Here is a 26,626-nt window from a genome sequence, read left to right on the forward strand (position 1 = left end):
TATGGACTATCAACAAACAAGGACAGCCATAACTCATAGATACATATGAAAGCGAGGGAGGAACTTGTATTAGTCATATGGACAGCCAAAATAGTGCAGACTTTCGATAAGGCACTACACTTAAGCTTCATGTTGCTTATGGTAGAAGAAATGACAGTCTCAAGACGTAAATTGATCGAACCTCAAATTACTCCGTATTATCATATTATTAATCGCTGTGTTAGGCGGGCTTATTTATGTGGTGATGATCCGTATAGTGGTAAAAATTACCAACATCGACGTGATTGGATCGTTAGTAAAATCAAGCAATTGTCTGAGGTTTTTTGTATTGATGTTTGTGCTTATGCAGTTATGAATAACCACTATCATTTAGTATTAAAGATCGATATACAGCAACAACAGGCGCTATCACCTCAAGAGATCATTTCCCGTTGGTTACAGCTATTTAATGGCCATCCTATTGCGGTAGATTTTGTTAATAATGGTGATGTTGGTGTAGATAAGAAACAAGCGTTATCAATATTGGTTGCAGAATGGCAGTCACGATTAGGCAGTATTAGTTGGTTTATGCGGTGTCTAAATGAAGAAATTGCACGTAAAGCCAACAAAGAAGATAATTGTACAGGGTCATTTTGGGAGGGACGTATATGGACTCCCCGTGTAATGCAAGAGTTTGAGAAAGCGTGTTGGCAAGTGCACGTATATTCGGTTTCTTTATGGGGAGCTACCCCGAACCTGTATGGCTTCATTCACGTTGCAAGGATTCTATACGAGTTAAAGGTGTATCAACACCGTCGTCCCTCTCAGATTTTTCCTTGCCTGCTTTGATTACACGTTATCCACGGTTTCTTGCAACTACATTGGTGAGATATTGCACTTCATGTTACATCGCAACCTTATCTAAGCACTACTAAGCAGGCAGCTTTTCTTGGTAAGGTTGGTTTGATTTCAGCATGGCACAAGCCATCCTGACGGTCTTATTGGCTAATGCTATAACAACTTTATTAAAATGATTTCTTTCAAGTAAGGCTCGAAGCCAGCAACTAAGTTGATCTGATTTATCTTTGATATTACTAACGACAGATCTTGCCCCATGTACAACGACTGCACGTAATGTTCGATCTCCCTTTTTACTTATACCTAATAGCTTATTATGACCACCACTACCTGAATGAGCGGGGACTAAACCTATACTGGCACTTGCATCGCGTCCGCATTTATATGCTGAAGCATCGCCCATTCGAGCATAAAGTGCGCTGGCAACTATCCAGCCAACGCCTCTTAATGTCATTAGTAACTGACAGGCTGGTATTTGTTTAGCGTAAGCGATTAAATAATCAGTAACCTCCTGAATAGGCTTATCAAGTTCAATAAGCTGATTAAGAAGCTGATGTAAAACAAAACGGGCAGAAGACGTTAATCCATTATTAGGATCTTCCAATTCAAGAGGAAGTAAAGCACGTAATTTAGTGGTGCTTTGCGGGAATTTTATTCCATATTCCAAGGCAAAGCCTCTAATCCGATTTGATATCGCTGTTCTTTGTTTTATATAACTTTCTCTGAGATGCAACACACTTGCTATATCTTGTTGCTCAGTTGTTTTGACTGAAACAAAGTGTATGTCTGGACGTTGGGCTGCTTCATAAATAGCAAGAGCATCATTTGCATCATTTTTATTACCCGCTCGATACATCCTGACAATTTGAGGTGGGAGAAGATGAACATGATGCTTATTATTTTGAAAATATCGCCCTCAATAATGAGCAGAACCACACGCCTCCATATAAATCATAGATGCGGGATATTGGGCTATAAATGTGACCATTTTAGCTTGAGACATTTTTTGATTAGACTTTAATTTTCCATGTTGATTAAACAATGCAACTTGAAAAACGTTTTTAGCGAGATCAATACAAATAGTGCTAGGCTTATTCATGGTATGGGCTCCTTTTTGGTTGACGCTATAACTGTAGCTGACAATGTCAGTAAGGTGGGGAGTCCATACCATTGAGGATATCCGTGATCTACTCAACGTGTGCTTGAGCCTGAAAGACGAGGATATCCGTGATCTACTCAACGTGTGCTTGAGCCTGAAAGACGCCAGTGAAACACGAAAAATTTCACAGATAAACACTAACTCTACAACGCGTGGATAATAGATTCCCTATCGCCCTCATAACCAGTTTTTAGTTAGTCAGAGTGTGAGTTAACTTGTGATTACCAAGCGACTTTGTCATTACGATAACTACCAAGGGAATATGTCGGGGCTCAATTAGCCACCCATTTCACATAACATCAGATATCTACCGAAGTTGTAACCTGATGAATGACCTCTCTTTTCGTTATTTGACGGTACTATTCAGAGCAGCCACGATAAAACAATAAAAAAGCTAACATTTGTTGTTAGCTTTTTAGTTTTACACCATTCAAAGTCTACTTAAAAATCGGCATCGACTTCAAATACCATTGGTTCACCAGTAACAGGGTGGTTTAGGCCAAGGTATTGTGCATGTAGATGTAAGCGGTTTGCTTTTTGACCGTATAAATCATCACCGACAATTGGCATGTTCATACCGTTTTGGTGGGCTGAGTGAATGCGTAGCTGGTGAGTTCGGCCTGTTTTCGGGTAATAATAAACCTTGGTTTTACCGTCTTTACGCTCAAGAACCTGCCACTTTGTGAGTGCAGGTTTACCGTGCTCATAACAGACTAATTGGCGTGGGCGATCGTCTAAATTAACCCGCATTGGTAAGTTAATCTCACCGTGATTCTGCTCGGCAATACCATCTAATAATGCCACGTAACGTTTTTCTGCGGTGCGTTCAATAAACTGTTTTTGCAAGGCTTTATGCGCATCTTTGGTAAGCGCAATGACTATTAGCCCTGAGGTTGACATATCTAGACGGTGCACAATCAGAGGGCTATCACTGTCAGGGAACATCGTTTGCATGCGGCTATAAACTGAATCGGTGATGGTTTTACCAGGAACTGAAAGAAACTCTGCCGGTTTATTGATAACCACCATCGCATCGTCTTGATACACAATCTCTAACTCTTTGCCTTCTGCTGGATTTTGTAATAGCGGATTAGCATCAATGTTAAGGCCAGCCAACATATGTTGAAGAATCGGTTCGCATTTGTTTTTGCAGGCTTCATAAAAGTATTTATGTTTGCGAATTTGCGCAGCAGGTGAGGCTCCCCACCAAAATTTAGCCATCGCTAAAGGCTTCAGGTGTTGCTTAAAGGCATGCTGAAGTAATTTAATGGTGGCGCAATCTCCCGCACCTTGTGGCGGTGTTATATCACTAAAGAGATCATTTAAATCTTGTGTTTCGCCATACTGATTTAGAAATTGATATTGTGCGTAGCGCTGTTGTTGTAATGCAGCCGTTAAGCTGTCGTATTCTGATTTGAGTAAGATCAACTCTGCTGTATCAGCTTGTAACTTATCGCTAATATCAGCCAGTGTTTGAGCCCATTGCTGACGAATTGTTTTCTGTTGGTGCTTATCAAACGCACTTTCACGGGCTAAGCGATGGAATTCTTGAGTCATGAATTCGCTATCGTTACTTTTCTCCGCCTCTTTGCGTTGTAATTTACGTTGTTTGCGCTGTTCGATCATCTGTAAGCGAAATGATTCAGCGGCTAACTCTGCTTGAGTTTGAGCTGTTTGATACTGCTGTTGTAATTGAATGTAGCTTGGCTTGGATTCAATTACGGTTATTTTAGTCATCACTTCATCAATCGATGCTTGTTGAGCTTGAATTGCTGGGGCGATGTTTTGCTCATCACATACTGGCGGAACAAAATGGGGTAGATGGGTTAGATTGGCAATCTTGTCTGAAAATGCCGATAAATAACCAAATTCACCTTGTTGGTTTTGAACCAATAACACCCCAAACATGTGACCAATCGCATCATTATTGTCCAACCCAAAATTATGCTGCCATTGATCTTGAGTCGCGATATGTTGTTGTAATTCTTGAGCCGCTAATACACATAATGGATGAGGTGTGTAGCAAAATGGAAACGTAAAACGCTCAGGTAGCGGTAGCGTATCAATAGCGGCAATGAAGCGAGTAAAATGATGATTAGATGCGTGCATGATGGTATCTATTACGAACAAGGGCGGCGATTCTAGCATTTTTAACGTTAAAATTCGAGTTAACGTAAGCTTCCTATTTTCTTGAGTATTCAAATATAATTTTTGATGAAATTTATTACTTCGTAATTGGATATATATTAAAGAACAAAAATTGAATATTAATATTACTTTTTATGATAGCGACATTTTAAAACTTTAGGCTTATAGTCAATTCCAGATATTTAAGATAATTACTGAGGTGTATCATGAGCTTAAAAATCAAATGTGAACATATGGAATTAACTGATTCAATTAAATCATCAGTTGCTGGTTATATTGAAGAAATGATGGTTATTGATCCTGAGTTTAAACATATTCATGTTGATATCATCAAAGAAGATACAGGTTATGCTGTTGATTTAAAAATGGATACAGAAGAATTTAATAAAGTAAGTGCTAAAGCTCATAATGTAAATTTAGATGAGTGTATGAAAGAAGCATTTTTTCATTTTGAAAAAGTAATTGAAAAGAAAGTCGCTCACCAATAATAGGTGGTGCGAACAAGAATAAAGAAAAGGCTCTTATTTGAGCCTTTTTTATTATGTATTAATTGGTTATTTTAGAATAAGAGGGATCGTAAAAATAAAAAGAGAATACAGATTAATTATTGATCAGTTGACGGGTTGTAACTAAACAAATATCCGGTAATTGGTCGGTTAAAAAAGCCTGTTTGCCTTTAATACGTTTACTATTTAAAACGTAAGTTCTGTCATTGAGTTTACCTTGAAAATCCCATTTACTGAATGCTTCGTGGCGTGCGTCTGAGCAAGATGTTTGTAATACGTAACTTTCAGTGACCGATGTATCACAACCTCCCGCTATATTTTTTACACCATGAAAGGTGACATGGCTATCACGATCTCGATAGCTGGTTACTGCTAGCGCATTAAAGAGGTGAACATCAGTAGGCTTATCATTATAAGATAAAATACGATGTGGATTTGTCTTTAATGTTACTTCTGCTAATTGTATTAATTCACTCGAACAAGAGTTGTTTAAATGTTTTACCACATTGTCCATTGATGTTTTGGCATTAACTGGCGCGATTAATACACTAGGTAATAAGCAGAAACTGGCAACTAAAATCTGTACACCTTTCATACGTCACTCCGCATTAATACTTTTTAATTGGCATCACTAAAAGTTGTACATCGAACTGTTTACCATTATCTTGTTTCATGGTCACTGTGATCACTTGATTTGGTTTAAGGTCTTGTTTGACACCCATAAACATTAGGTGATATCCCTTGCTTGCAAGAATTAGGTTGCCATTGGCAGGGATCTCAAGTTTATCCACTTTACGCATTGCCATCGTATTATCACGCATAAACATACGGTGAAATTCTGTATGTTTAGCAATAGCTGTACTCGCGCTAACGAGAGTGATTGCTGTATCTCCATTATTGATGATTTTCATGTAGCCTGCGCTGACACTTGCACCAGGGATCGTGGCTTTTGCGGTTGCATTTTCAATTGTTAATGTGGAATCTACTTTTTGAACCTCAGTGTAGTTTTGCTGAGATTGAACATGGTTGTCTGCATGAGTTACATCCGCTGCAAAAGCCGTAGCATGAAAACAACTCATTAATAATGCAAGGTATAAGGCACTTCTTTTCATTGTTATCTCCTATTTTTTAGCAATGGTTTTTTCATAAATACGTTCAATGCCCGCAGCTAATTCGACTGGGGTAGTATTGTGGCTCATTGCTCCCACTAACTTGCCTGTGTCATCAATAATGTAAAAACGAGAAGAGTGATCAACGGTATAGCTTAATTCAGATGATTCCATATCAACAATGTCAAAATAAACACCATATTGTTTCGTTAAAGCTTCTATTTGTTGGTTGGTACCGGTTAAGCCAATAACCCGTTCATCGAAGTATTTAGCGAATTTATTTAATGACACTAAATCATCGCGTTCAGGATCGACACTGACGAATAATCCTTGTACATGTTGATAGGTTGCAGGTGATAAGCGTGAAAAAGCCGCTGATAATGTGCCCATGGAAGAGGGGCAGACTTCAGCACAGTTTAAAAAACCAAAATAGAGCACCACAATATTGCCTTTAAATTGATCAAGGCTGACATTGCCGTTTATACTGTTTAGTTCAAATGGACCGCCAAGATCTTTTAGTGATTTTACATTTTCACCAACAGGGGTTGTGGTGTTATAAATATAGCATCCCATTAAGGTGGCCAGAAACAGAGCGCCAATAAGAAGCACTATTTTAGTTGGGTTTTTAGTCATGAATGAGGCTCCATTACTACGGTAGGTAATGCATTAACTTGATAGTCATCAGCAATGGTCTCAGATGAAAAATCAAGTGAAATTAACGTACAAAACACCATGATATTGAAAATGGAACATAACAGCATTTTTTTACCCCACTGAGCATTAGGGACTTTTTGATAACCTACTTTGGCAATATACAGCCAATGTAAGCTCACTAATCCCATTCCTAATGCATACCAGCTACCCGCATAACCAAGATAAGTCAGTGTTAATGCTGCCATCGCAAAGGCAATGATATAACCAATGATATGGTAACGTGCACGAGCAATGCCGATTTCAACGGGTAAAACTGGAATTGAGGCTGATTTGTAATCATCGAAACGGTAAATTGCAATTGCGTATGAGTGAGGTATTTGCCATAAGCAGAATGTAATAAACAGTATTGCGGCACCGCTATCAAATTGTCCTGTTACAGCGCAATAACCGATAACGGGAGGACAAGCGCCTGATAAGCCACCAATTAAAGTGCCGTAAATTGATTTACGTTTGAAATAGAGGCTATATAAGCCAACGTAAACTACAAAACCAAGCACGCCAAATTGAAAGGCAACGGTGGAAGTGTATTTATAAAGTGTAAAAAATCCGCCAATACATAATATTGTTGCCCACATTAATGCATATGAGACGGGAATGATTTTTTTGACTAATTCTCGCTCACAGGTACGTTTCATTAATTTATCAATATCTATATCGATAACATTATTGAACACGCAACCTGATGCAACAATCAAGGTGGTACCAATACAGACAGCTAAGAGTAATACGCCATCAATATTACCTTGAGATGCCAGTAATACACCACCGATGGCTGCAATGAGATTGCCACCGATAATGCCCGGTTTGGTCAGTTTCAGATAAGGTTTAATCATAGAACCTCCTTGATCAATGACCCATTAGCATGTTGTGGTTTAAGTGATCCATGATCCACAACGAACCAATAAGAATAATAGCCACAATAACGACCACGAATACAGCTGACGACGTATTCCACATTTGTTCAGACGAGGTGTTCATATGCAGGAAGAACACCAGCTGGACTAATATCTGTGCAACAGCGAACACCATGATCACGCCAATAATGAATTGGGTCGAACCGACGCCAGCCATCACCATTGCAAAAGGTACAATGGTTAAAATAATAGAGAATACTAGCCCTCGAACATATTCTTTTACGCTGCCGTGGGCTTGGCCGCCTTGACCATGCGCCGTTGAATGTTCGTTAGTCGAGTGTTGGTTAGTTGAATTGCCCATTACAATACTCCCATTAAGTAAACTACACTGAACACACAGATCCAGATAACATCAAGGAAGTGCCAGAACAAACTTAAACAGGCTAAACGTGTTTTATTCTCTGTAGAAAATCCGTCCCGTTTAAAATGGAACACCAATACAATCATCCACATTAAGCCTGCAAAAACATGGAGTCCGTGAGTGGCAACTAAACCGTAAAATGCTGACCAGTAGGCACTACTATGGAACGTCGCGCCTTCACTAGTAAAATGATAGAATTCATACAGTTCCATGATTAAAAAAGACAAACCAAGCCCAAACGTAATGGCTAACCATTTGAACATACCTTTAATGTCTTCATGGTTGGCTTTGAGCATTGCCATGCCGAATGTAAAGCTACTAAACAGTAATAGTGCCGTTTCTGTTAATACAAAACCAAGATTGAACAGTTCCTTAGGTTCAATTAAGCCAGCAAAGCTATTTGAATAAACAGCGTAAACTGCAAATAAAGTACCGAATAATAAGCAGTCGCTGAGGATGTAAATCCAAAAGCCAAAAATAGTATCACCAGCATAGTCGTGATGGTCATGATCATCGAGTTCATGACTGTCGTTAGACTGAGCAGAGACATTGAGATTAAATGTATCTTTTACTTCTGTAGTCATCATTACTCTCGCCCCTTATGCTATGTAATCAGCTGGTTTTAGATCGGATGGATCGAAATCATCATCATCTTTCCCATCTTTGTGTTCGGCGGTCTTCTCACCACGTGCTTTAGCAAGATGTTTACGTTCAATTGCTTCCACTTCAGAGACTTCAACATAGTAATCTTTACTGCGTTGAAAGCTGTAAACAATCCAAGAAGCAATCATGCCAATGGTTCCAGCAATGACCATCCACCAGATATGCCAAATGAAAGCAAAACCAAACATCAATGAAAACATACTGATAACCACACCTGCCCATGTATTTTTAGGCATATGGATTCGCTTATAACGTTCAGGCTTTTGATAAGCTAGACCATGTTCTTTGGCGTAATGATGTTCGTCACGATCATGAATCTTAGGCAGTAATGCAAAGTTATAAAACGGCGGAGGGGATGATGTCGCCCATTCTAATGTACGACCATTCCATGGATCACCAGTAAGATCTAGGTTCTGTTTTCGATCACGAATACTGACGAATATTTGGTAGAACTGAACTGCAATACCTGCTGCAACAATACAGACACCAAAGGCTGCTACCCATAAATAAGGCGCCCATTCTGGATTATCCGCGACATTTAGACGGCGAGTCATGCCGTTAAAACCAAGCACATAGACAGGCATAAAGGCCACGAAGAAACCGACGGTCCAAAGTGCACATGAGATCTTACCAAGACGTTCATCAAGGGTGAATCCGGTGGCTTTCGGGAACCAGTAAGTAAGGCCAGCAAAGTAACCAAAGAGCGCGCCACCGATAATCACGTTATGGAAGTGGGCAATAACGAATAAGCTGTTGTGTAGTACAAAGTTAGCCGCAGGGATTGCAAGCATTACTCCCGTCATACCACCAATGGTAAAGGTGATTAAAAACGCAATTGTCCACCACATGCTAGCACTGAACTCAACCCGTCCTTTATACATGGTAAACAACCAGTTAAAGATTTTAACTCCGGTTGGAATCGAGATAATCATGGTTGCAATGCCAAAGAAGGCGTTAACACTTGCGCCTGCGCCCATGGTAAAGAAGTGATGCAGCCAAACAATAAATGACAACACCATAATTACCATTGTTGCCCACACTAATGATGTGTAACCAAATAGACGTTTGCGTGAGAATGTCGCTGTAATTTCAGAGAAAATACCGAAAGCAGGCAACACCAAAATATAAACTTCAGGGTGACCCCATGCCCAGATTAGGTTGACGTACATCATTTGGTTGCCACCCATATCAGTGGTAAAGAAATGGGTACCAACATAACGATCGAGTGTTAGCAGAGTTAAGGTCACCGTTAAAATAGGGAAGGCAAGTACAATCAGTGCGTTGGCACACAGTGATGTCCATGTGAACACCGGCATTTGCATCATTTTCATGCCTGGTGCACGCATACGAATAATAGTAACAACAAAGTTAATACCCGTTAATAATGTCCCTATACCTGATATTTGCAGTGACCATAGCCAATAATCAACCCCGACCCAAGGGTTAGCATCCATACCTGAAAGTGGTGGGTAGGCTAACCAACCTGTTGCGGCAAATTCACCAACAAACAAAGAGAGGTTAATTAGAATAACGCCAACAACGAATAGCCAAAAGCTCAAGGAATTCAAAAATGGAAAGGCAACATCGCGAGCACCTATCTGCAATGGCACGATAATATTCATGAGACCCACGACAAATGGCATCGCAACGAAGAAAATCATGATCACGCCATGGGCAGTAAAAACTTGGTCGTAGTGTTCTGGTGGTAAATAACTGGCATCAATTGTTGATGCTGCCTGTTGAGATCGCATTAGTATGGCGTCAGAAAATCCCCGTACGAGCATTACCATTGACACGATGATATACATAATGCCTATCTTTTTATGATCGACAGAGGTAAACCATTCACTCCATAAGTAGTGCCATTTTTTCTGATATGTAATCAAGCCTAATAACCCTAGTCCGCCAAGCACTACGGCCATCATGACTGGGAAAACGACTGGATCGGTAAAGGGAATTACATCCCAATTTAATTTGCCGAAAATCGGATCCGCTTCGGCGTATACATCTCCTTTATAGGCCATTTTGGACTCCTGCATGTTTTTCAATAATATCTTTGAATTTTAGCGGTGCGACAGAGGCAAAGTATGTGACTGGATGGGGCTTTGAAATTTGCTCTTTGGCATTGGCTGTGAGTTGATCGTAACTGTTGTTATTTAAAACAAGTTCTGATGCTTTGACTTTTTGAACCCATTCTTTAAATGCAGCATCTTTAACTGCATGGGCTTTAAAGCGCATGTTAGCAAAGCCATAACCGCTGTAATTGGCGGAAATACCGCGATAAGAACCTTCCTCTTTAGCCATGAGATTTAAACGGTTTTCCATACCAGCCATTGCGTAAACTTGGCTACCTAGTTGTGGAATAAAAAATGAGTTCATGGCGGTATCGGAAGTGACTAAAAATTTCACAGGACGGTTAACGGGTAGTGCTATTTCATTGACCGTTGCAATTTGTTGTTCTGGGTAAATAAAAAGCCATTTCCAATTCATAGCAACTACTTGAATGGTTAATGGTTCTTGATCGGAAACTATCTCTTTTCTTGGGTCAAGTGAGTAAGAGGTTTGGTAAGTGATCCATCCGAGTGCTAAAACGATCAAGCAGGGGACAGTCCATACAACCGCTTCTATTTTGGTTGAGTGTTCCCATTCAGGCGTGTATTCCGCTTTTTTATTGCTGTGGCGATATTTATAAGGAAAATAAATCGTCATGAATAAAACGGGCACGATAATAATGGCCATTAGAAGCACGGATGTAATGATTAAAGATGATTGGGCTTCACCAATGCTGCCTTTTGAATCAAAGAGCACCATGTTACTGCTGGTAAAAAGAGTTACCAAAAGTAATACTGAGAGTAATGTAAGCAGGATGATGATCACCTTCTTACTTCGAATTATTTTCATTTTTCCTCCGTGAACTTGATTACTCATAACAAGGCAAAACAATAATCGTTATTGGATAACAACCCCCTTTGTTATTCAATGTTGTGAATTTGTTGCTGTTCCGTTGTTTCAAGTATTGAAATATAACTCACCAATGTATAAAAATTATTTGTATATAAATGTTTAAAAATACAAAAAAGCTATTTTTCCATCATTTATTGTACGTTAAGTGTTCTAGGCTAAGCTGTGTTATGAGTTTTATTACTCTATTCTTGATCAATTTAAGTAAGTAATAAAACGCTATTTGTACTTAAATGTATTAAAAATGTTAAAAAACGTACTTAGGTTGTATTTTTGAAAAAAGATTTTGATTTGTTGGTTATTTAGTAGACATTTGCTGTGGCGCTGTTTGTCGCTTATGGAAGGGAATAACAATATTGATAATAATCGGTCGTGTTGTGTATTTAGTTACTGTCTAATTAACTAATATATTGGATACTATCAAAATGATAAGTAAAGAGTAATGAAGATATTATGACGCAAAAAATGACTATGGCTGATATTTCAAAACAGCTTGGAATTTCAAAAATGACAGTGTCACGTTATTTTAATGGCGGTTATGTTTCAGAAGAAAATCGGATTAAAATTGATGCGATCGTAAAAGAAAACCATTATACCCCAAACAAATTTGCACGCTCTATTCGTAGTCAATCGAACATTATTGGTTTTATTGCGCCACGAATTGAGTCTTACACGACGAGCTTAGTGATTAAAGGTGCGTTAGCGGCTGCAAATGAGTCTAATGCTCGAATGTTATTTCATGCGACAGGGTTTAGCCATGAATCAGAGCGCCAAGCGGTAAGTGAATTTAATGGTCTTAATGCTCTTGGTACTATTGTTATTGCTTCAAAGCACAGTGTTGAAGAGCCATTTTATAAAAAATTAGAAAACCTGATTTTTATAGGTAAAGCTATTCCTGATCATTGTTGTTTATATTATCCAGAACAAGCGGCGATTACGGCACTCGTTTCTCATACTATTCATCAGTTACAACAACAGCAAGCTCCCTTTACAGCCATACATTATATTTATGACGCGCGTATGTTGTCATCACGTACTCTATTGATGCAAACCACGTTGGCTTATATTGCACCGACCTTACCGCATTCATTACAAGCATTAGCTGATTCTGAACAAAAAGAAGCTTATCAATCAATTACATTGAAATCTAACCATGTTTACTTTTGTGCTACTGATAATATTGCGATACGTTTATACCGTCGAGCCAAAGAACAACACCTCAAAATAGGGCATGATATTTGGGTGATAGGTATTGGCGATTATGATTATAGCGACTTGTTAGTGCCTAGTTTAACAACGGTGGCATTTAATTATTATCAAATGGGTTATCAAGCAGTGAAGAAGCTAATCAAGCGCGATTCAAGTTCTTGTGAAGGCCAATTTGAATTAAAAATTAGAGAAAGCTCTCAGTTCATTTAAAAACCTTTTGCATATCACTACATTCGATCTTACCGTATGTGTTATCGGTAACACATACAAATATGTAGTATACGTTTAGTAAGGTTAAATGGATGAATCACCCTAATAATACGTCAGCAACATCGCTTGCATGGTGGAAAGCCGCCACTGCTTATCAAATATATCCACGTAGTTTTTTTGACAGTAACCAAGATGGTATTGGTGATATTGCTGGCATTATTACTAAGCTTGATTATTTAGTTGAACTTGGTATTGATTTGGTATGGATTTGTCCATTTTATCAATCACCTAATGATGATAATGGTTACGATATTAGTGACTATCAAGCTATTCATCCAGATTTCGGTAGTCTTGCCGATGTTGATCGCTTAATCAGTGCTGCACATGATCGCGGTATTCGTATCATTATGGATTTAGTGATTAATCATACCAGTGACGAGCATCCATGGTTTATTGAATCACGCCAAAGCAAAACTAATCCTAAGCGTGATTGGTATATTTGGCGCGATGGTAGTGCTCCAACCCCGACAAGTCCTACCAATGCTCCTAATAACTGGGAAAGTATATTTCATGGCAGTGCGTGGCAATATGATGAGGCTACTGCGCAATATTATTTGCACTTATTTTCTAAAAAACAGCCAGATTTGAATTGGCAAAATCCTGAAGTAAAACAAGCGTTATTTAGCATGATTCATTGGTGGTTAGCGCGCGGCATTGATGGTTTTAGAGTGGATGCTATTAGCCATATTCAAAAACAACCGGGCTTACCATCATTACCTAATCCAAAGGGTGATGATTATGTGTCTTCGTTTGATTACCACATGAATGTTGATGGTATTGAGCAGCATCTATATGAACTGCGTGACCAAGCTTTTGCTCCTTTTGATATTGTAACTGTTGGTGAAGCCAATGGGGTTGAAGCACAAGATGCATTAACGTGGGTGGCTGAGCCTACTGACAACGATAAAGGTGGCGTCTTTAATATGATTTTCCAATTTGAACACATGAAGTTGTGGTCAGAAGAGCAAAATCGTGAGCAGTTTGATTTGGTAGAATTTAAGCAAATTTTAACCCGTTGGCAAAATGCGTTAGAAGGTAAAGGGTGGAATGCTTTATACCTCGAAAATCACGACCAAGCTCGTAGTATTAATACGTTTGCAAATGCCAATTATTGGTATGGCAGTGCCACAGCATTAGCTGCCTGTTATTTTCTAATGAAAGGTACGCCGTTTATTTACCAAGGCCAAGAAATCGGTATGGTAAATCATACGTTTTCTACATTAGATGACTTTAATGATGTATCAGCTAAAAACTTAATCATTAAATTACAGCAGCAAGGAAAAACAGATCAACAGATATTAGAGTTGCTAAACCAAGTTTCACGTGATCATAGTCGACTCCCAATGCAGTGGAATACGCAGGCATTTGGTGGTTTTTCTGAGGTCGCACCTTGGCTAGTCGTTAATCCTAATTACACCGATATTAATGTTGAACAACAACAGCGCGATCCGCACTCGATTTTACAGTTTTATAAACAGTTAATCGCCCTTCGAAAAAACAATCCAAGTTTGATTACAGGTCGCTATCAATTATTACTAGAAAATGATGCCCATATTTATGCTTATCAACGGATTGAAGCAGATCTGACGTGGACAGTTATTACGAATTTAAGTGATCACGAAACAAGAGTTGATCTTGATATTACTCAGCTAGGGGAACTCATTCTCGATAATCAAACGCCAAATAATGACACCGCCCGTAGTGACTTTATGGCGACACAATTAGCGCCAGCTTATGCGGCTTATGTGTTTGTGAAAAAACAATAGTTATATTTATGGCAGGTCAGTGATGACGTAAACCTGCCACCTCAATCAAGGAATTAGTTATGAGTAAATTGCTTTCGTTTGATTTTTGGCAACGGTTCGGTAAATCACTGATCGTTGTGATCGCCGTAATGCCTGCTGCTGGTATTATGATTTCGTTAGGTAAAGTTGTCGCTATGTATGCTGGTGGCATTGGCGCTATCGAAACTCTTGGCCATATTATGGAAAATATTGGCTGGGGCGTGATTGTTAACTTACACCTATTGTTCGCCGTTGCAATTGGTGGTTCATGGGCTAAAGAACGTGCAGGCGGTGCGTTTGCTGCCGTGATAGCTTTTATACTGATTAACCGCACTACTGGGGTTATTTTCGGGGTTAATGGCGGCATGATGAGTGATCCTCATGCAACGGTCATGAGTCTGTTTGGTTCTGAGTTGCCGGTCTCTCAATTTTTCACCACTATTCTAGGCGCACCAGCACTGAATATGGGAGTATTTATTGGCATCATCTCAGGCTACTTAGGGGCTAATTTATATAACCGTTATTATGATTACTCTCGTTTACCTGAAGCGTTAGCGTTCTTTAATGGCAAACGCTTTGTACCTTTTATGGTGATTATTTATTCAGTGATCATTGCATTTGTGCTAGCGGTTGTTTGGCCATTAGTACAAGGTGCATTAAATGAATTTGGTCAATGGATTGCAAGTTCAAAAGATAGCGCACCGATTGTTGCTCCGTTTGTTTACGGTACCTTAGAGCGTTTATTACTGCCATTTGGTTTACACCATACGCTAACTATTCCAATGAACTACACCGAGCTGGGTGGGGCATATCAGTTATTAACCGGACCAAGTGCAGGTTCCAGTGTTTATGGTCAAGATCCATTATGGCTTGCATGGGTGAGTGATTTAAACAACCTCAAATTAACGGATCCTGCAGCTTATCAACATCTACTTGCGACGGTTCACCCAGCACGCTTTAAAGCAGGCCAAGTGATCATTGCTGCGTCTTCTTTAATTGGTATTGGTCTTGCCATGTACCATTGTGTTGATAGCGATAAGCGTCTGCAATATAAGGCAATGTTCTTCTCAGCTTGTTTAGCTGTATTGCTAACAGGTGTCACTGAGCCGATTGAATTTATGTTCATGTTTGTTGCACCGGTATTGTATGTAGCCCATGCAATATTAACCGGATTGGCTTTTGCGCTGGTGGATCTGATTGATTTACGTGTGCATGCTTTTGGTTTAATTGAATTGATTACCCGTGTTCCCATGATGATTTCGGCGGGCATTGGTGGGGACTTAATTAGCTTTGTGATGGTGTGTATTGCCTTCTTTGCGATTAATTATGCTTTATTCCGCCTGCTTATTATTAAATTTAATTTACCAACCCCTGGACGTGCAGGTAATTATATTGATGAGAAAGCCGAAGGGATGTCACAAGACGATAAGCTTGAAATTATTATTCAAAACCTTGGTGGTCGTAGCAATATTGCAGAGATTGATGCGTGCATGACACGTCTACGTATTACGGTTAAAGATCCTGCATTAGTGGCTGATTATACCTTATGGAAGTCAACGGGTGCATTAGGCTTAGTGATTAAAGATCAAGGGGTTCAAGCTATTTATGGCCCAGGTGTTGATGTAATTAAGTCAGCGTTGATAGATAAGTTTGCAACGGCTTAATCCGCTGCTGTGAAGAATGACATTATGATAAGCGTAGGTAAACACTGCGCTTTTATCTCAATACATCATTAGTAAGTGAATGATTTATGAAGTTATTGACATTAAATACTCACAGTTGGCAAGAATCAGATCAATTACAAAAGTTAGCCATAGTTGCTCAAGCCATTATTGATCAAGATTGTGATGTAATTGCATTACAAGAAGTTAATCAACATCATCTTAGTGCAACCATAAGCGATAAAATGTGCAGTAATTATCCTGTACATAGTGATAATTATGGTTATTTATTACAGCAAAAATTAGCTGAATTGGGGCATGATTATCAATTAACTTGGGATTTTGTTCATCAAAGCTATGAGGTTTATCAAGAAGGCTTGGCCTTTTTAAGCCGCTTACCCATTATTGAGCATCAAGTGATCGATTTAAGTGATAATTATGATGTCAGTAATTGGAAACATCGTCGTGCTGTACGTATTAAAGTAGCTTATCAACAACTAGAGTTGGATTTTTATAATTGCCATTGTGGTTGGTGGAATGATGAACAAGGTTCGTTTGCTGATCATTTAAATCGAATTATAGCGACATTATCACCACGATTGAGCTTCTTATTAGGTGATTTTAATAACCCTAGCCATATTCGTGATCAAGGTTATGATTATGCGTTACAATGTCACTTATTTGATTGTTATGCTATGGCAGAAACGAAAGATATAGGGACAACAGTTGTTAAAAATATTGATGGCTGGCAGCAAAATAGTGAATCATTACGATTAGATTATATTTTTAGTAATCAACCACTACCTGTAATAAAACATCAAGTTATCTTTAATGGTGATTTTTATGGTGTGGTATCTGATCATTTTGGGGTACTTACTGATGTCAGTATTTGCACTGAATAAATAACCATTTAATTTTTTAATGAAAAAGCTCAAAGCTATACTATAGTTTGAGCTTTTTGTTGTTTATCTCATATCAACATCAGTGATTTCAGCATCAATAAAGTAACGCTCAGCTTTTGGTACATCAAAGATAATTGGTTTACCTTGATGCTGTGTTTTAGGACGGAAATAGGTGTCTGGCATACGGTTAATTGAGCGCCATATAGTGAACTCGTCCGTGGCTATTGTTTGGCCGTCACTATTACTTAAACGTACTTTCATGGTGACATTGACCACTGATTTCGAACTTTGGTTTGTCATCATGGTTGGAATAATCAGTGTGCCATTTTCGTAATGTGCTGCCGTTAATAGCACATCCATACCACTGTCACTGAGTTGTTGAATCGCTTTTGTGGTTCCTAATTCAACTTCAACACCTTTGGGTGCGCTAATAATAGGAATTGCTACCGCTGATGTTGCGACAACGGGAATTGCTGTTGCGGTTGTTTTGAGGAGCGGGCTGGTGGCTGGATCATTGGCTTGTGCTTTATATTGCCAAGTAAAGTTATCATGCAGAATAACCTGGCGTCCGTCTTTAAGTGTGACGGTTTGATCCGCTGCCCATGCTGAACTTGAAGCGATTAAAGCAATAACAATACCGCACAGTTGCGTTTTTTTTAGCATTATTCTGTCCTTAACTTCTGATGCTTTTAAGGATGCAATTCTAGCAGTTTTATAGCTAAATAACGCTAATTCAGTTATTGATAATTGTTATTAAATAGTATGGTTAACCCGTATTTAAAAAAGCCAGCATGATAACTGGCTTATAGAGAAACAACGTACTGCTATTATAAACAATGACGTCGTAATTATTTTTGTGCTTGATGGTCGATGGCATTAAGAAATAAGGTGATTTCTTTTGCCAGTAACGTGATTAACTGGTTGTTATCCAGACGATATATCTCATCTTCAATATAAGTAAAAGATTGATAAATTAACTGTTCTTGTTTAGAAATATGTTTGAATAACTCAGTATGATTTAATGTTTGCTGCAACAGCTGTTGAAGTTGTATTAATGAATGAGTCGCACTTTTTATTTCAGCTTCTATCTGGTTGTTGAGTGTTATTTTTTCTTTATTTTCATTTAGTTGGGTTAATATGCGTAAAATAATATTAGAACTACGGCTACAAAGAAGAATGTGTTCACTGGTTTGTGAATTACGTTGTGGTTCGCCTAAATATCCCATCCAGTGATCAAATAGGTTGGTATCGTAGACGACACAATTCTGAAAGTGACGTTGTAATTTCTCAATGTGTTGTGGATCTTTATTTGCTAAGTAAAGATGAAAGCTAATTAAGTAATCGGTATAACCCTTGATAGTGGTTGATAGTTGGGTTGGAAATGATTTCTTTTGCCAACCTGGAGTGAGAATAAACACAAAAATAAGAGGAATAAATACCCCTAATACAGTGTTATCTAACCGCGGTAGCATGATGTTGTCTCCCTGCCCATTGAGTGAGAAGCCAGCAAAAACAAATAAAGTAACGAAGAAGACTGCAAACCCATAATGACGCGCAGAAGTATGAAAAAACAGTACAGCAGCAATACAGAAGACAAAAGGTAAAATGTCGGTTGATACTTGAAAGTGCAGTAAACCACCGACCACAATCAATCCACAAACCGTACCTGTAAGACGCTGTAACAGCCGTGTCCATGTCATGGATAAATTCGGGCGTAATATCAATAAGCTGGTCATTAATGTCCAAAAACCAAAATCGAGATTCAACGAACGTACAACGATAAGGCCCGTAGTAAGGCTTAATGTTCCACGCAGTGCGTGACGGAAGTAACTTGATTTCAGTGTCATTTGGCTAACAAGTTTTGAAACAATATCTTGCCATTTCCATGTTAGAACAATAGGTTTAGATACGATTTGAGGGGTGATTGCAATCGTGGTTGCTTTGTTTTTAAGTTCTTGTAATAAAAGATAAATAATATCTAATTTATTAATGAACGAATGTGCTGTAATTGCTTCGTCTTGCGCTTCTTCTGCTACCTGATATTGACGTAGAGTTTTGAAATCGATCTCAGGCAGTGTTAAATGGTGTACGTTATTAACACTGACTTGCGCTAAATATTGACTAATTTGTTGGTTAGCATAATGAATATTCTCTAGCCATTGTGGGTTGTATTGCTTTAATAACGGCGTTGACGTGAAATACATTAAACGTGTTTGTTCGTTAATACGTTCTGCAATTTTTAAAAAACGATAAATATCTTGTAGTTTAGCGTTGTCTTCACCACAACAAAATTGCTGATGAATGCGATATTCAAGCGTATGTGACAAGGTTGCTATTTGAGATCGGAATTGGGCTGATTTAATAAAAAGTTGGTTTTTATCTGTTGCAAGTACAAAACCTTGATCGTGAAGCATGAGTTTCTTTGCTAATACTTGATAAAGGTCCGATAAAATATCTTTTGATTCCTGATTTGGCAGAAAAAATATCGCTAATACTTGCCAGAAAATATACCACATCGCACCTCCTGTCAGCCAAAGAGGAACCAGCCACACAGAACGACCGTCTAGGTGTAATAACATCGCATAAATAGCTAACAGAATAGCTGCAAACCCAATAGCACCTAATCGAGGCGTTAATACCGCGAGCATAAATAGTGCAAAGCTAACAATGGCTAACGAGCCAACAAAGAGTAATGAATGTGGAAAGACAACTTCGATGCCTAAACTGATACAGAAAAAGAGGGGTAAGGCTATCAGAAAGTCATAGATACGGTATTTGGTCACACTAGACGTATCAGCAAATCCACAACTAATGCTACCAAGTGAGAAAGCAATACCCATGGTGACATGTCCCATTAGAAACAATGGAATAGAGCAACTGACAAAACTGAGAGCTGCAATATTGGTTCTTAAATTGAAAAAGGTTCGTAATGATGGGTAACGAAGCAAAATATTTGATTGAATCATGGTTGGCACGATAGTTAAGAATATAGAGATGAGACTCTAATTTATCGCTTGTTGGTATTTTTAGCCAGTATCATAACGAATATTAATAAGAAAAGACGATAAAATTGATGACTAAATGGTAAGTTAATCTGTCTGATTATGGACAAAATAGCCATAATAATTGGAAATTAATGCTATTTATTGTCTCTTAATTTCTCTCTATTATTGCTCCATCAATGAGTTAAGAGAGATATTATTATGCAACATCAAATTATTACAGACCTTCATAACCGTTATACTGCTAAACAATACGATAAAACTAAAAAAATTAGCGCAGCAGATATGGATGTGATCAAAGAAGCGATTCGGTTATCGGCATCATCAATAAATTCACAACCATGGAAATTTATTGTATTAGAAAGTGATGAGGCAAAGTTACGTTTCCATGAAACATTTGCAAATAAATATCAAATGAATCAGCGACATGCAACTGAAGCATCTCATATCATTTTATTTGCTCATAACCCATATTATACCAAAGATGATTACCGTAAAGTGGTGGACGTTGAAGTATCCTCTGGTCATTTAGCCGCAGAAAACTATGACAACATGTTAAATGGTGCTTATGGCTTCGCTGAATCAAACACTGATGAAAATGGATTTAATGGTCATTGGACTAAAGCACAAACATACATTGCGTTAGGTAATACTCTGCATGTCCTTGCTCGATTAAACATTGCATCAACATCAATGGAAGGTGTCGATTCTGAACTTATAGGTTCCCTGTTTAATAATGAGTTAGATGGCTATGTTTGTGAGTTTGCATTAGCGATGGGTTACCATTTAGAAGGTCAAGATTATAACTACGGTTTACCTAAAGCACGTTTAGCCGCTGAAGATATCATTACTGTACTGTAACTTTTTGATAAATAGTTATCATTTTGTTTCTTTATGAGAAAGGTACATTTCCCATAGCGGTGGTGTACCGATATGATCTTGTACCGCTCGAATAAATTCTTTTACTAGCATGGTATGTTTTCTGTGTGGGCAAATTGCATAGATGGCCGTATCTACACGCGAAATAATCATGTTTGGTAGTAGTTGCACCAATCCCTGCTGTTCCAATGATTCCTCTAAATTAGATAAATCAATAAGCGCGTAGCCAATACCATCTTTGGCTGCGTTTATCATGGTTTTTACATCACTGACCTTATATTTTGTTTGCATTTTATAGTGACAGAAACGTTCATTTTTATGGGCACTTTTGATTTGTAACTGATCAATTGTTAAGTCGACATTACTGTATACAATCGCTGGAAGTTCAGAGAGTTGCTGTGGTGTTGTTGGTAAACCATGACGCTGAATAAAGTCGTTTGATGCTATTAAAATAAAATGGGTATCTGCAATTTTCTTGGCAATTAAATTAGATTCAGTGAGTTTTCCAAGTCTAAATGCGATATCAAATTGTTCTGAAATAATATCAGATTTTCTATCATCTAATGAATGTACAATTTGTATATCAGGGTATTGCGTCATAAAACGTGAAATCACTGGTTGCAGATAGTTTTGCCCAAAATAAATAGGTGAAGTGATACGTAAAATACCTTTCGGTTGCGATTGGTATGAATTAGCAATTAATTGAATATCGTTTAAAACATCGCTGAGTTTGGTTGTTTGTTTGAGAATATCCTCACCAGCTGACGTTAATGAAAAAGATCGGGTAGAGCGATTCAACAGTTGTACACCTAATTCTGTTTCTAGTTTTTTTATTTTTTTTGATAATGATGAATTATCCATTTCGTGTAACGTCGCAGCTTTTGAAAATGATCCTTGATTAACAACATCAGCAAATAATAATAGTTGGGTAGCAAGTGACATTTTTATTCCTTTAATTGTCCAGTAATAATCTAGCTAAATGCTCTATAAGCGTGTGGTGCCAAATAATTCACATTATACTTTTATAGACAGCAATAATACCGCAACAGAGACATAACGTTAATGCACCATAGCGAATGGTTTGTTTAGGTAATGATTGTGTGGTTTTGAGTGCTAACCAATATCCCGCCCATGCAGCAGGCAATAACGGTAAAGTTAGCCATAATTTTTCGATATTCAAAAAGCCGACAGGTATTAATGTTATTAATGAAATAATCGAACTAAACACAAAGAAAGCCGATAAGTTACCACGAAGCTGATTTGCTTCTTGGTGTTGCAATAGAATCGCCATCGGCGGACCACCAATAGCAGAACTGGTACCGAACAATCCTGAGAAAAATCCTGCAATCACCATTCTTCTAGGTGTTGGCTCAATTCTAAACGGCATTACACTAATAAATACAGCGAGAAGTACTAATAGACCAACCCAAAGGGATAAGGTTTGGGTTGATATAAAAATAAGCAACATTGCACCTGCGATGGATCCTGGTATTCGGCCCAAGATTGCCATTTTCAAACCACCTAATTCAATGCTATTACGGTGCTTTAGACTGTTAAGTAATGAAATAAAGAGGGCAACTAAACAGATAGGGGCAGGGACATACTGAGGTGCAATGATAATAAGAATAGGGGCTGATACTATAGCAAGTCCAAAACCTATGGCTGTTTGAACAAATGATCCGACAAAGATCATTGCAATAGCCAGTAATGTTGTTGGGTCAATAGTCATAATTAGGTTCTTACATTAAGAATCATAGAATGTAGCTATTGTTATGCACCGTGTCTTTTTATGCAATCAAGAAATTAATCAGCATGATATAAATCACACTGATTAAAATATTTAATTGTTATGTTTTTTTTCGAGTATTTTTTCAACAACTACGATGTAGATGATTAAAACCATACTAATACTAAATAAGTTTAATAAATACTCAGCATCACGGGCATTTGATAATGTTTGACTGAATAACATTATTGTTGTGACAATAAATGATGTGATTGCTGATCGCATTAACCATGGACGTTCACGGCCAACAAGAAACTCTTTATTTATAATTGACATCAATATAAATAAAACGGGTAAGCATTGTAAAATAATAATAATTGGGAATAGTAGTTCAAAAAAGGGTGTGAAAAATAAATGCCCTATTCGACTATTATCCCAACTTCCAACAATATTATCATGCCAACCTCCCCATGTTAGACCATGATATGCTGTTTTTGGGTGTATGATCCCTAAAGATATACCAACTACTTTATCAAGAAAGCCATTTTTAAACCAAAATGCAGCTAAAAACAACTGTATTGGCATTATATACAAAGAAAGTTTTTTCACTCGTGACTATCCTAGAAATAATAGATGATTAATCATAGTAATGAATTATCAATTTCAGGTTAAGTTAAACGAAAAGTAATAGAATTGGAATTTAAATTACAAAAATATCTATTGTTATTATTACTGTGAATAATGCGTGCAGAATATATTTATTAAAATATGCATATTTATATATAGTGTTTGTTTTTTACCTGTAAATTATATTATTTTTCATAACATATTCATGAGTATTTTATAATCAGCTAATATTAAATAGTTAAAAGTAGAACGTTATTTTGATAGTTTATCTAAGAAAAGTAAGCCTTGCTGTAAACCATGAGAGGTTAAAGTAGTATAAAAATTATCGATATCTGCTAAATATTGACTGATGGCGTGTTTTTCTTGACTATTTTTAGTCATATTTAAAAAGATAATGCATACCGTTCCTGTACGTGAATGAATAACTTGTTCGAGTAATAATGTCCCCGCTTTAGATGATAGTTTGATACCTAGATCTAGAGTGTTGTTTGTCATAGCTCGGCTAAAAACAGATAAGAGCTCGTTATCAATATCTTCGGCTTGTGAGAATAAGGAAGCAAGAAGTTTGACGTGTTTAGTGGCGAGTGCCGCTATCATATTCTCAATATTTTCAGGAATAGGAGATTGCTGCCAGTGTTGCATATCGCTTGATGTGACTGTTGTTATCTGCTCGCAGGTGTTTGCTTTGTCGACTGAAATATCATGATTAGAAATATAAAACATATTAAAGCATTGTTGGATAACACTTTCGAAGTTTACTTCAGAGGCCGTTATATGATGTTGTGACAATATCTGAGCTGTGGTGTTTTTAGCTTCACTGTGAAGTGACTGTACCATTAAATACAGTGTAAAAAAAATCTTCCCTTGATGAATAGCTTCATGGATACGATCATCCATCGACGCTGATTGAGCCGTTAATTCAGTAAAGGTAGCTATCTCTCTGACAGCAGCCTGAATTTGAAGTTCAATACTTATCGTGTCATTTAATCTTGTACTCATTAGCGTATTCCTTTTATCGCAGGTACAATTTAATTGTGGTACAAGTTATTGGTTTCTGCACAGTGTGAACATCGATATTGTGAATAATGTTCACTTTTTTTGATAGCGTCTTTAATTTACTCCAACTATATTCTTTCTAAGTGACGTCATATACTGTAATAAAAATATAAAGACGTATTTATTATGAATATTACTTACAGTGAAAATAGGCATTTACGTAAATTTTTCCATTTACATAATCAATATCAGGCAATTATTTGTCAGGATGTAAGAGAGCGATTACCTCAATTGATTATTCAACGTTCTGAAAAAATAAAGACAGCAAGACAATTACGTTGTGGTGGCTTGAGGATTTTTGAATATAAAATTGTTGTAGCAAAGGATGCTGTATTTAGATTAGCTTATACTTATTTTAATAATACGATTAATGTAATATTTATTAGTCAGACAATAATAAAAAATCAATTTTGTAAGTTATTAGAAAAAACAGAACTTGTTGATTAATCGATATAATAATGGATGAAAAAGCCGCTAGGTAATATTAGCGGCTTGGTTATAACGAGGTTTGTTAAGTGAGACGTTATTTTACAGAATGATCAACAGGCTTTACCCATAAAATACCAACTTCTTTTTTGATGACCTCAACCATGACACCTTTTTCTATGGGTGTTTTTGACTTAATTTGCCATTGAATACCTGAGTAATTATAAGTATAACGTTCTGAAGGTAATAACTCTTTTTCAAGTTCAAATGTTATAACAGCAAAATCACTCTTTATATCAGTCTTACTGGGTTTGTTCTGTAATCTTTTTAATGGCTTCCAAAGTGTGATAGCTAATATTAAGGTGATGATAGCTAAGGTTAACATCGTCGTTATCCAATTCGCCTCAAGTATACCGATGTAAATTAAGCCACTGGTAATCAACATTGCAATGCCAAAAAAAAGCAGCACAAAGGTACTCAAGCCGAGTACTAACACTTCAATGATAAGAGTAAGTAATCCCAATATCACTAATATTTGTGGGATATTGCTAAACATATTGCCCCTTAGCTCTAAGCGTTACTTTTTTGAGCTTTATTAATTGAGTTTATAATTGATAAACCTTGAGCGACCATTGAACTTGCATTGGTGCCATCTTCAGGTAACAAAACAACGGAAGATTCTTTCGCAATGGCCTTTTTGGCTTCAATAGCTTTGGTTGCTAACTCAAGTTGAATCGCTTTTTGGCCTTGTTCTGTATCTGCGGCTTCACCGATCTTACGTATTGCCTGAGCTTGTGCATCGGCAACAGCTAAAATAGCAGCAGCTTCACCTTCAGCTCTAAGAATTTGTTCCTGTTTATCTGCTTCTGCTGCTAGTACTTGGGCTTGTTTTTTGCCCTCTGCGACATTGATTGCTGATTGGCGATCACCTTCAGATTCAAGTATTTGCGCTCTTTTCTCACGCTCTGCTTTCATTTGTGCTTCCATTGCTTCCATAACCGAGCTCGGTGGCACAATGTCTTTAATTTCGTAACGAAGTACCTGTACGCCCCAAGGGTCTGAAGCTGTATTGATGGCGGCAACAATATTTGCATTGAGTAGATCACGCTCTTCAAACGTTTTATCTAATTCCATTTTACCTAATTCAGAACGCATCGTTGTTTGTGCGAGTTGAGTGACCGCAAATTTATAGTCATCAACACCATAAGTGGCTTTGTAAGGTTCTAAAACACGGAAATACAGTACACCATCGACAACAAGGCTGATATTGTCTTTTGTTATTGCTGATTGTGAAGGAACATCAACGGCTGTTTCTTTAAGGCTGCGTTTGGCACCAATACTATCAATAAATGGAATAATGAAATTTAAACCTGCTTCTTTAGTTGCTCGGTATTTCCCAAAACGTTCAATAAGCCATGCTTCATTTTGTGGTACAAAGATAATGCTTAATTTTAGCGTAACAACAATAAATATGAGTAAGTATAATTGTGGGCTGGAGAGTAAGTTAGTAATTAGATCTAATGGCATGCGTACAATTCCTTCTGTTTATTTAATATTACACTCAGGTTTTATGTTATTTACTGAGACTGATGTAATAGTTAATTAATTGATATGAAATGTTCTATTTGTTTGTGTTTTGAGCTAATAATATATTATCACACATGTTTCTTATACTCGTTATACGCTATCACATTCGTGATGTATAACATGTG

At 37.6% G+C, this 26,626-nt stretch carries 26 protein-coding genes and 1 pseudogene; 8 read left to right on the top strand and 19 right to left on the bottom strand.

Going from position 1 to position 26,626, the window contains the following annotated elements; genetic code table 11:
* The first annotated feature begins 150 nt into the window (after positions 1-150).
* Positions 151-828, top strand: coding sequence for a hypothetical protein (locus ACJZU6_RS18390; protein ID WP_408901039.1), 678 nt, complete (start codon positions 151-153; stop codon positions 826-828).
* 82 nt (positions 829-910) lie between these two features.
* On the opposite strand, the pseudogene ACJZU6_RS18395 reads toward ACJZU6_RS18390, so the two are convergent.
* From ACJZU6_RS18395 to ACJZU6_RS18405, 3 genes and pseudogenes are all read right to left on the bottom strand, one after another.
* Positions 911-1,738, bottom strand: a pseudogene (locus ACJZU6_RS18395) (IS110 family transposase); the annotation flags it as partial.
* A gap of 15 nt (positions 1,739-1,753) precedes the next feature.
* Entirely contained in the window at positions 1,754-1,936 is a 183-nt protein-coding gene (locus ACJZU6_RS18400) for a hypothetical protein (RefSeq protein WP_408901040.1), read from the bottom strand.
* 501 nt (positions 1,937-2,437) lie between these two features.
* Positions 2,438-4,105 carry an RluA family pseudouridine synthase gene (locus ACJZU6_RS18405; RefSeq protein WP_408901041.1) on the bottom strand — a complete coding sequence of 556 codons (1,668 nt, stop codon included), beginning with the start codon at positions 4,103-4,105 and terminating at the stop codon, positions 2,438-2,440.
* A 245-nt stretch (positions 4,106-4,350) separates the two neighbouring features.
* Between ACJZU6_RS18405 and ACJZU6_RS18410 the strand changes: the two genes are divergently transcribed.
* Positions 4,351-4,632, top strand: coding sequence for a methionine sulfoxide reductase (locus tag ACJZU6_RS18410; RefSeq protein ID WP_080155835.1), 282 nt, complete (start codon positions 4,351-4,353; stop codon positions 4,630-4,632).
* 112 nt (positions 4,633-4,744) lie between these two features.
* On the opposite strand, the gene ACJZU6_RS18415 is transcribed toward ACJZU6_RS18410, so the two are convergent.
* The 8 genes from ACJZU6_RS18415 to cyoA are packed head-to-tail and all read right to left on the bottom strand — an operon-like array spanning position 4,745 to position 11,312.
* Positions 4,745-5,245, bottom strand: coding sequence for a hypothetical protein (locus ACJZU6_RS18415; RefSeq protein ID WP_408901042.1), 501 nt, complete (start codon positions 5,243-5,245; stop codon positions 4,745-4,747).
* A gap of 13 nt (positions 5,246-5,258) precedes the next feature.
* On the bottom strand, positions 5,259-5,762 hold the full coding sequence (locus ACJZU6_RS18420; RefSeq protein WP_327766951.1) for a copper chaperone PCu(A)C: 504 nt from the start codon (positions 5,760-5,762) through the stop codon (positions 5,259-5,261).
* 9 nt (positions 5,763-5,771) lie between these two features.
* Positions 5,772-6,392 carry an SCO family protein gene (locus tag ACJZU6_RS18425; RefSeq protein WP_408901043.1) on the bottom strand — a complete coding sequence of 207 codons (621 nt, stop codon included), beginning with the start codon at positions 6,390-6,392 and terminating at the stop codon, positions 5,772-5,774.
* Positions 6,389-7,306, bottom strand: coding sequence for a heme o synthase (gene cyoE / locus ACJZU6_RS18430; protein ID WP_080155839.1), 918 nt, complete (start codon positions 7,304-7,306; stop codon positions 6,389-6,391). The genes ACJZU6_RS18425 and cyoE overlap by 4 nt, the downstream gene beginning before the upstream one ends.
* A 13-nt stretch (positions 7,307-7,319) precedes the next feature.
* Complete coding sequence (gene cyoD, locus ACJZU6_RS18435; RefSeq protein ID WP_080155840.1) at positions 7,320-7,688, bottom strand: cytochrome o ubiquinol oxidase subunit IV; 369 nt, start codon at positions 7,686-7,688, stop codon at positions 7,320-7,322.
* Positions 7,688-8,332, bottom strand: coding sequence for a cytochrome o ubiquinol oxidase subunit III (gene cyoC, locus ACJZU6_RS18440; protein WP_080156534.1), 645 nt, complete (start codon positions 8,330-8,332; stop codon positions 7,688-7,690). The genes cyoD and cyoC overlap by 1 nt, the downstream gene beginning before the upstream one ends.
* 15 nt (positions 8,333-8,347) lie before the next feature.
* Positions 8,348-10,435 (bottom strand): cytochrome o ubiquinol oxidase subunit I, encoded by a 2,088-nt coding sequence (gene cyoB / locus ACJZU6_RS18445; RefSeq protein ID WP_408901044.1) that lies wholly within the window; start codon positions 10,433-10,435, stop codon positions 8,348-8,350.
* On the bottom strand, positions 10,425-11,312 hold the full coding sequence (cyoA, locus tag ACJZU6_RS18450; RefSeq protein ID WP_408901045.1) for a ubiquinol oxidase subunit II: 888 nt from the start codon (positions 11,310-11,312) through the stop codon (positions 10,425-10,427). The genes cyoB and cyoA overlap by 11 nt, the downstream gene beginning before the upstream one ends.
* A 513-nt stretch (positions 11,313-11,825) precedes the next feature.
* On the opposite strand from cyoA, the gene ACJZU6_RS18455 reads away from it, so the two are divergent.
* From ACJZU6_RS18455 to ACJZU6_RS18470, 4 genes are all read left to right on the top strand, one after another.
* The gene (locus tag ACJZU6_RS18455; RefSeq protein WP_408901046.1) at positions 11,826-12,791 is read left to right on the top strand and encodes a LacI family DNA-binding transcriptional regulator; all 966 of its coding nucleotides are present in this window, start codon (positions 11,826-11,828) and stop codon (positions 12,789-12,791) included.
* 92 nt (positions 12,792-12,883) lie between these two features.
* On the top strand, positions 12,884-14,617 hold the full coding sequence (locus ACJZU6_RS18460) for an alpha-glucosidase (protein ID WP_408901047.1): 1,734 nt from the start codon (positions 12,884-12,886) through the stop codon (positions 14,615-14,617).
* Positions 14,618-14,676: 59 nt separating this feature from the next.
* The gene (locus ACJZU6_RS18465) at positions 14,677-16,299 is read left to right on the top strand and encodes a PTS transporter subunit IIBC (protein WP_408901048.1); all 1,623 of its coding nucleotides are present in this window, start codon (positions 14,677-14,679) and stop codon (positions 16,297-16,299) included.
* Positions 16,300-16,385: 86 nt separating this feature from the next.
* Positions 16,386-17,198: an endonuclease/exonuclease/phosphatase family protein gene (locus tag ACJZU6_RS18470; RefSeq protein WP_408901049.1), complete on the top strand. Its 813-nt coding sequence runs from the start codon at positions 16,386-16,388 to the stop codon at positions 17,196-17,198.
* Positions 17,199-17,261: 63 nt separating this feature from the next.
* Here the strand turns inward: ACJZU6_RS18470 and ACJZU6_RS18475 are convergent, their stop codons facing one another.
* Positions 17,262-17,861 (bottom strand): DUF3157 family protein, encoded by a 600-nt coding sequence (locus tag ACJZU6_RS18475; RefSeq protein WP_408901050.1) that lies wholly within the window; start codon positions 17,859-17,861, stop codon positions 17,262-17,264.
* A 185-nt stretch (positions 17,862-18,046) separates the two neighbouring features.
* Positions 18,047-20,164: an FUSC family membrane protein gene (locus ACJZU6_RS18480; protein ID WP_408901051.1), complete on the bottom strand. Its 2,118-nt coding sequence runs from the start codon at positions 20,162-20,164 to the stop codon at positions 18,047-18,049.
* A gap of 237 nt (positions 20,165-20,401) precedes the next feature.
* Between ACJZU6_RS18480 and ACJZU6_RS18485 the strand changes: the two genes are divergently transcribed.
* On the top strand, positions 20,402-21,061 hold the full coding sequence (locus ACJZU6_RS18485) for a nitroreductase family protein (protein ID WP_080155849.1): 660 nt from the start codon (positions 20,402-20,404) through the stop codon (positions 21,059-21,061).
* 18 nt (positions 21,062-21,079) lie between these two features.
* On the opposite strand, the gene ACJZU6_RS18490 is transcribed toward ACJZU6_RS18485, so the two are convergent.
* The 4 genes from ACJZU6_RS18490 to ACJZU6_RS18505 all read right to left on the bottom strand — a co-directional run bounded on the left by ACJZU6_RS18490 (position 21,080) and on the right by ACJZU6_RS18505 (position 24,431).
* Positions 21,080-22,021, bottom strand: a complete 942-nt coding sequence (locus ACJZU6_RS18490; RefSeq protein WP_327769206.1) for a LysR family transcriptional regulator — start codon at positions 22,019-22,021, stop codon at positions 21,080-21,082.
* 67 nt (positions 22,022-22,088) lie between these two features.
* Positions 22,089-22,808: a sulfite exporter TauE/SafE family protein gene (locus ACJZU6_RS18495; RefSeq protein ID WP_408901052.1), complete on the bottom strand. Its 720-nt coding sequence runs from the start codon at positions 22,806-22,808 to the stop codon at positions 22,089-22,091.
* A 111-nt stretch (positions 22,809-22,919) separates the two neighbouring features.
* Complete coding sequence (locus tag ACJZU6_RS18500) at positions 22,920-23,414, bottom strand: hypothetical protein (protein ID WP_408901053.1); 495 nt, start codon at positions 23,412-23,414, stop codon at positions 22,920-22,922.
* Positions 23,415-23,684: 270 nt separating this feature from the next.
* Positions 23,685-24,431, bottom strand: a complete 747-nt coding sequence (locus ACJZU6_RS18505) for a hypothetical protein (protein WP_080155853.1) — start codon at positions 24,429-24,431, stop codon at positions 23,685-23,687.
* 183 nt (positions 24,432-24,614) lie between these two features.
* Between ACJZU6_RS18505 and ACJZU6_RS18510 the strand changes: the two genes are divergently transcribed.
* On the top strand, positions 24,615-24,935 hold the full coding sequence (locus ACJZU6_RS18510; protein WP_107275467.1) for a hypothetical protein: 321 nt from the start codon (positions 24,615-24,617) through the stop codon (positions 24,933-24,935).
* A 76-nt stretch (positions 24,936-25,011) separates the two neighbouring features.
* Here the strand turns inward: ACJZU6_RS18510 and ACJZU6_RS18515 are convergent, their stop codons facing one another.
* A complete protein-coding gene (locus tag ACJZU6_RS18515; RefSeq protein ID WP_408901054.1) occupies positions 25,012-25,470 on the bottom strand; it encodes an NfeD family protein in 459 nt (152 codons plus the stop codon).
* Between the two features lie 14 nt (positions 25,471-25,484).
* The gene (locus ACJZU6_RS18520) at positions 25,485-26,441 is read right to left on the bottom strand and encodes an SPFH domain-containing protein (RefSeq protein ID WP_080155856.1); all 957 of its coding nucleotides are present in this window, start codon (positions 26,439-26,441) and stop codon (positions 25,485-25,487) included.
* Positions 26,442-26,626: the final 185 nt, after the last annotated feature.

The sequence above is a fragment of the Photobacterium piscicola genome (genome assembly GCF_046058925.1).
Classification (GTDB): Bacteria; Pseudomonadota; Gammaproteobacteria; order Enterobacterales; family Vibrionaceae; genus Photobacterium; species Photobacterium piscicola.

What these genes read in the sequence shown, in the direction of transcription:
- ACJZU6_RS18460 (WP_408901047.1), top strand. Translation starts at nt 12,884, where the DNA reads ATGAATCACCCTAATAATACGTCAGCAACATCGCTTGCATGGTGGAAA.
- cyoA (WP_408901045.1), bottom strand. Translation starts at nt 11,312, where the DNA reads ATGAAAATAATTCGAAGTAAGAAGGTGATCATCATCCTGCTTACATTA.
- ACJZU6_RS18515 (WP_408901054.1), bottom strand. Translation starts at nt 25,470, where the DNA reads ATGTTTAGCAATATCCCACAAATATTAGTGATATTGGGATTACTTACT.
- ACJZU6_RS18505 (WP_080155853.1), bottom strand. Translation starts at nt 24,431, where the DNA reads ATGAGTACAAGATTAAATGACACGATAAGTATTGAACTTCAAATTCAG.
- ACJZU6_RS18475 (WP_408901050.1), bottom strand. Translation starts at nt 17,861, where the DNA reads ATGCTAAAAAAAACGCAACTGTGCGGTATTGTTATTGCTTTAATCGCT.
- ACJZU6_RS18465 (WP_408901048.1), top strand. Translation starts at nt 14,677, where the DNA reads ATGAGTAAATTGCTTTCGTTTGATTTTTGGCAACGGTTCGGTAAATCA.
- ACJZU6_RS18405 (WP_408901041.1), bottom strand. Translation starts at nt 4,105, where the DNA reads ATGCACGCATCTAATCATCATTTTACTCGCTTCATTGCCGCTATTGAT.
- ACJZU6_RS18495 (WP_408901052.1), bottom strand. Translation starts at nt 22,808, where the DNA reads ATGACTATTGACCCAACAACATTACTGGCTATTGCAATGATCTTTGTC.
- ACJZU6_RS18425 (WP_408901043.1), bottom strand. Translation starts at nt 6,392, where the DNA reads ATGACTAAAAACCCAACTAAAATAGTGCTTCTTATTGGCGCTCTGTTT.
- ACJZU6_RS18520 (WP_080155856.1), bottom strand. Translation starts at nt 26,441, where the DNA reads ATGCCATTAGATCTAATTACTAACTTACTCTCCAGCCCACAATTATAC.
- cyoE (WP_080155839.1), bottom strand. Translation starts at nt 7,306, where the DNA reads ATGATTAAACCTTATCTGAAACTGACCAAACCGGGCATTATCGGTGGC.
- ACJZU6_RS18400 (WP_408901040.1), bottom strand. Translation starts at nt 1,936, where the DNA reads ATGAATAAGCCTAGCACTATTTGTATTGATCTCGCTAAAAACGTTTTT.
- ACJZU6_RS18410 (WP_080155835.1), top strand. Translation starts at nt 4,351, where the DNA reads ATGAGCTTAAAAATCAAATGTGAACATATGGAATTAACTGATTCAATT.
- ACJZU6_RS18455 (WP_408901046.1), top strand. Translation starts at nt 11,826, where the DNA reads ATGACGCAAAAAATGACTATGGCTGATATTTCAAAACAGCTTGGAATT.
- cyoB (WP_408901044.1), bottom strand. Translation starts at nt 10,435, where the DNA reads ATGGCCTATAAAGGAGATGTATACGCCGAAGCGGATCCGATTTTCGGC.
- cyoC (WP_080156534.1), bottom strand. Translation starts at nt 8,332, where the DNA reads ATGACTACAGAAGTAAAAGATACATTTAATCTCAATGTCTCTGCTCAG.
- ACJZU6_RS18485 (WP_080155849.1), top strand. Translation starts at nt 20,402, where the DNA reads ATGCAACATCAAATTATTACAGACCTTCATAACCGTTATACTGCTAAA.
- ACJZU6_RS18390 (WP_408901039.1), top strand. Translation starts at nt 151, where the DNA reads ATGACAGTCTCAAGACGTAAATTGATCGAACCTCAAATTACTCCGTAT.
- ACJZU6_RS18420 (WP_327766951.1), bottom strand. Translation starts at nt 5,762, where the DNA reads ATGAAAAGAAGTGCCTTATACCTTGCATTATTAATGAGTTGTTTTCAT.
- ACJZU6_RS18510 (WP_107275467.1), top strand. Translation starts at nt 24,615, where the DNA reads ATGAATATTACTTACAGTGAAAATAGGCATTTACGTAAATTTTTCCAT.
- ACJZU6_RS18490 (WP_327769206.1), bottom strand. Translation starts at nt 22,021, where the DNA reads ATGTCACTTGCTACCCAACTATTATTATTTGCTGATGTTGTTAATCAA.
- cyoD (WP_080155840.1), bottom strand. Translation starts at nt 7,688, where the DNA reads ATGGGCAATTCAACTAACCAACACTCGACTAACGAACATTCAACGGCG.
- ACJZU6_RS18415 (WP_408901042.1), bottom strand. Translation starts at nt 5,245, where the DNA reads ATGAAAGGTGTACAGATTTTAGTTGCCAGTTTCTGCTTATTACCTAGT.
- ACJZU6_RS18470 (WP_408901049.1), top strand. Translation starts at nt 16,386, where the DNA reads ATGAAGTTATTGACATTAAATACTCACAGTTGGCAAGAATCAGATCAA.
- ACJZU6_RS18480 (WP_408901051.1), bottom strand. Translation starts at nt 20,164, where the DNA reads ATGATTCAATCAAATATTTTGCTTCGTTACCCATCATTACGAACCTTT.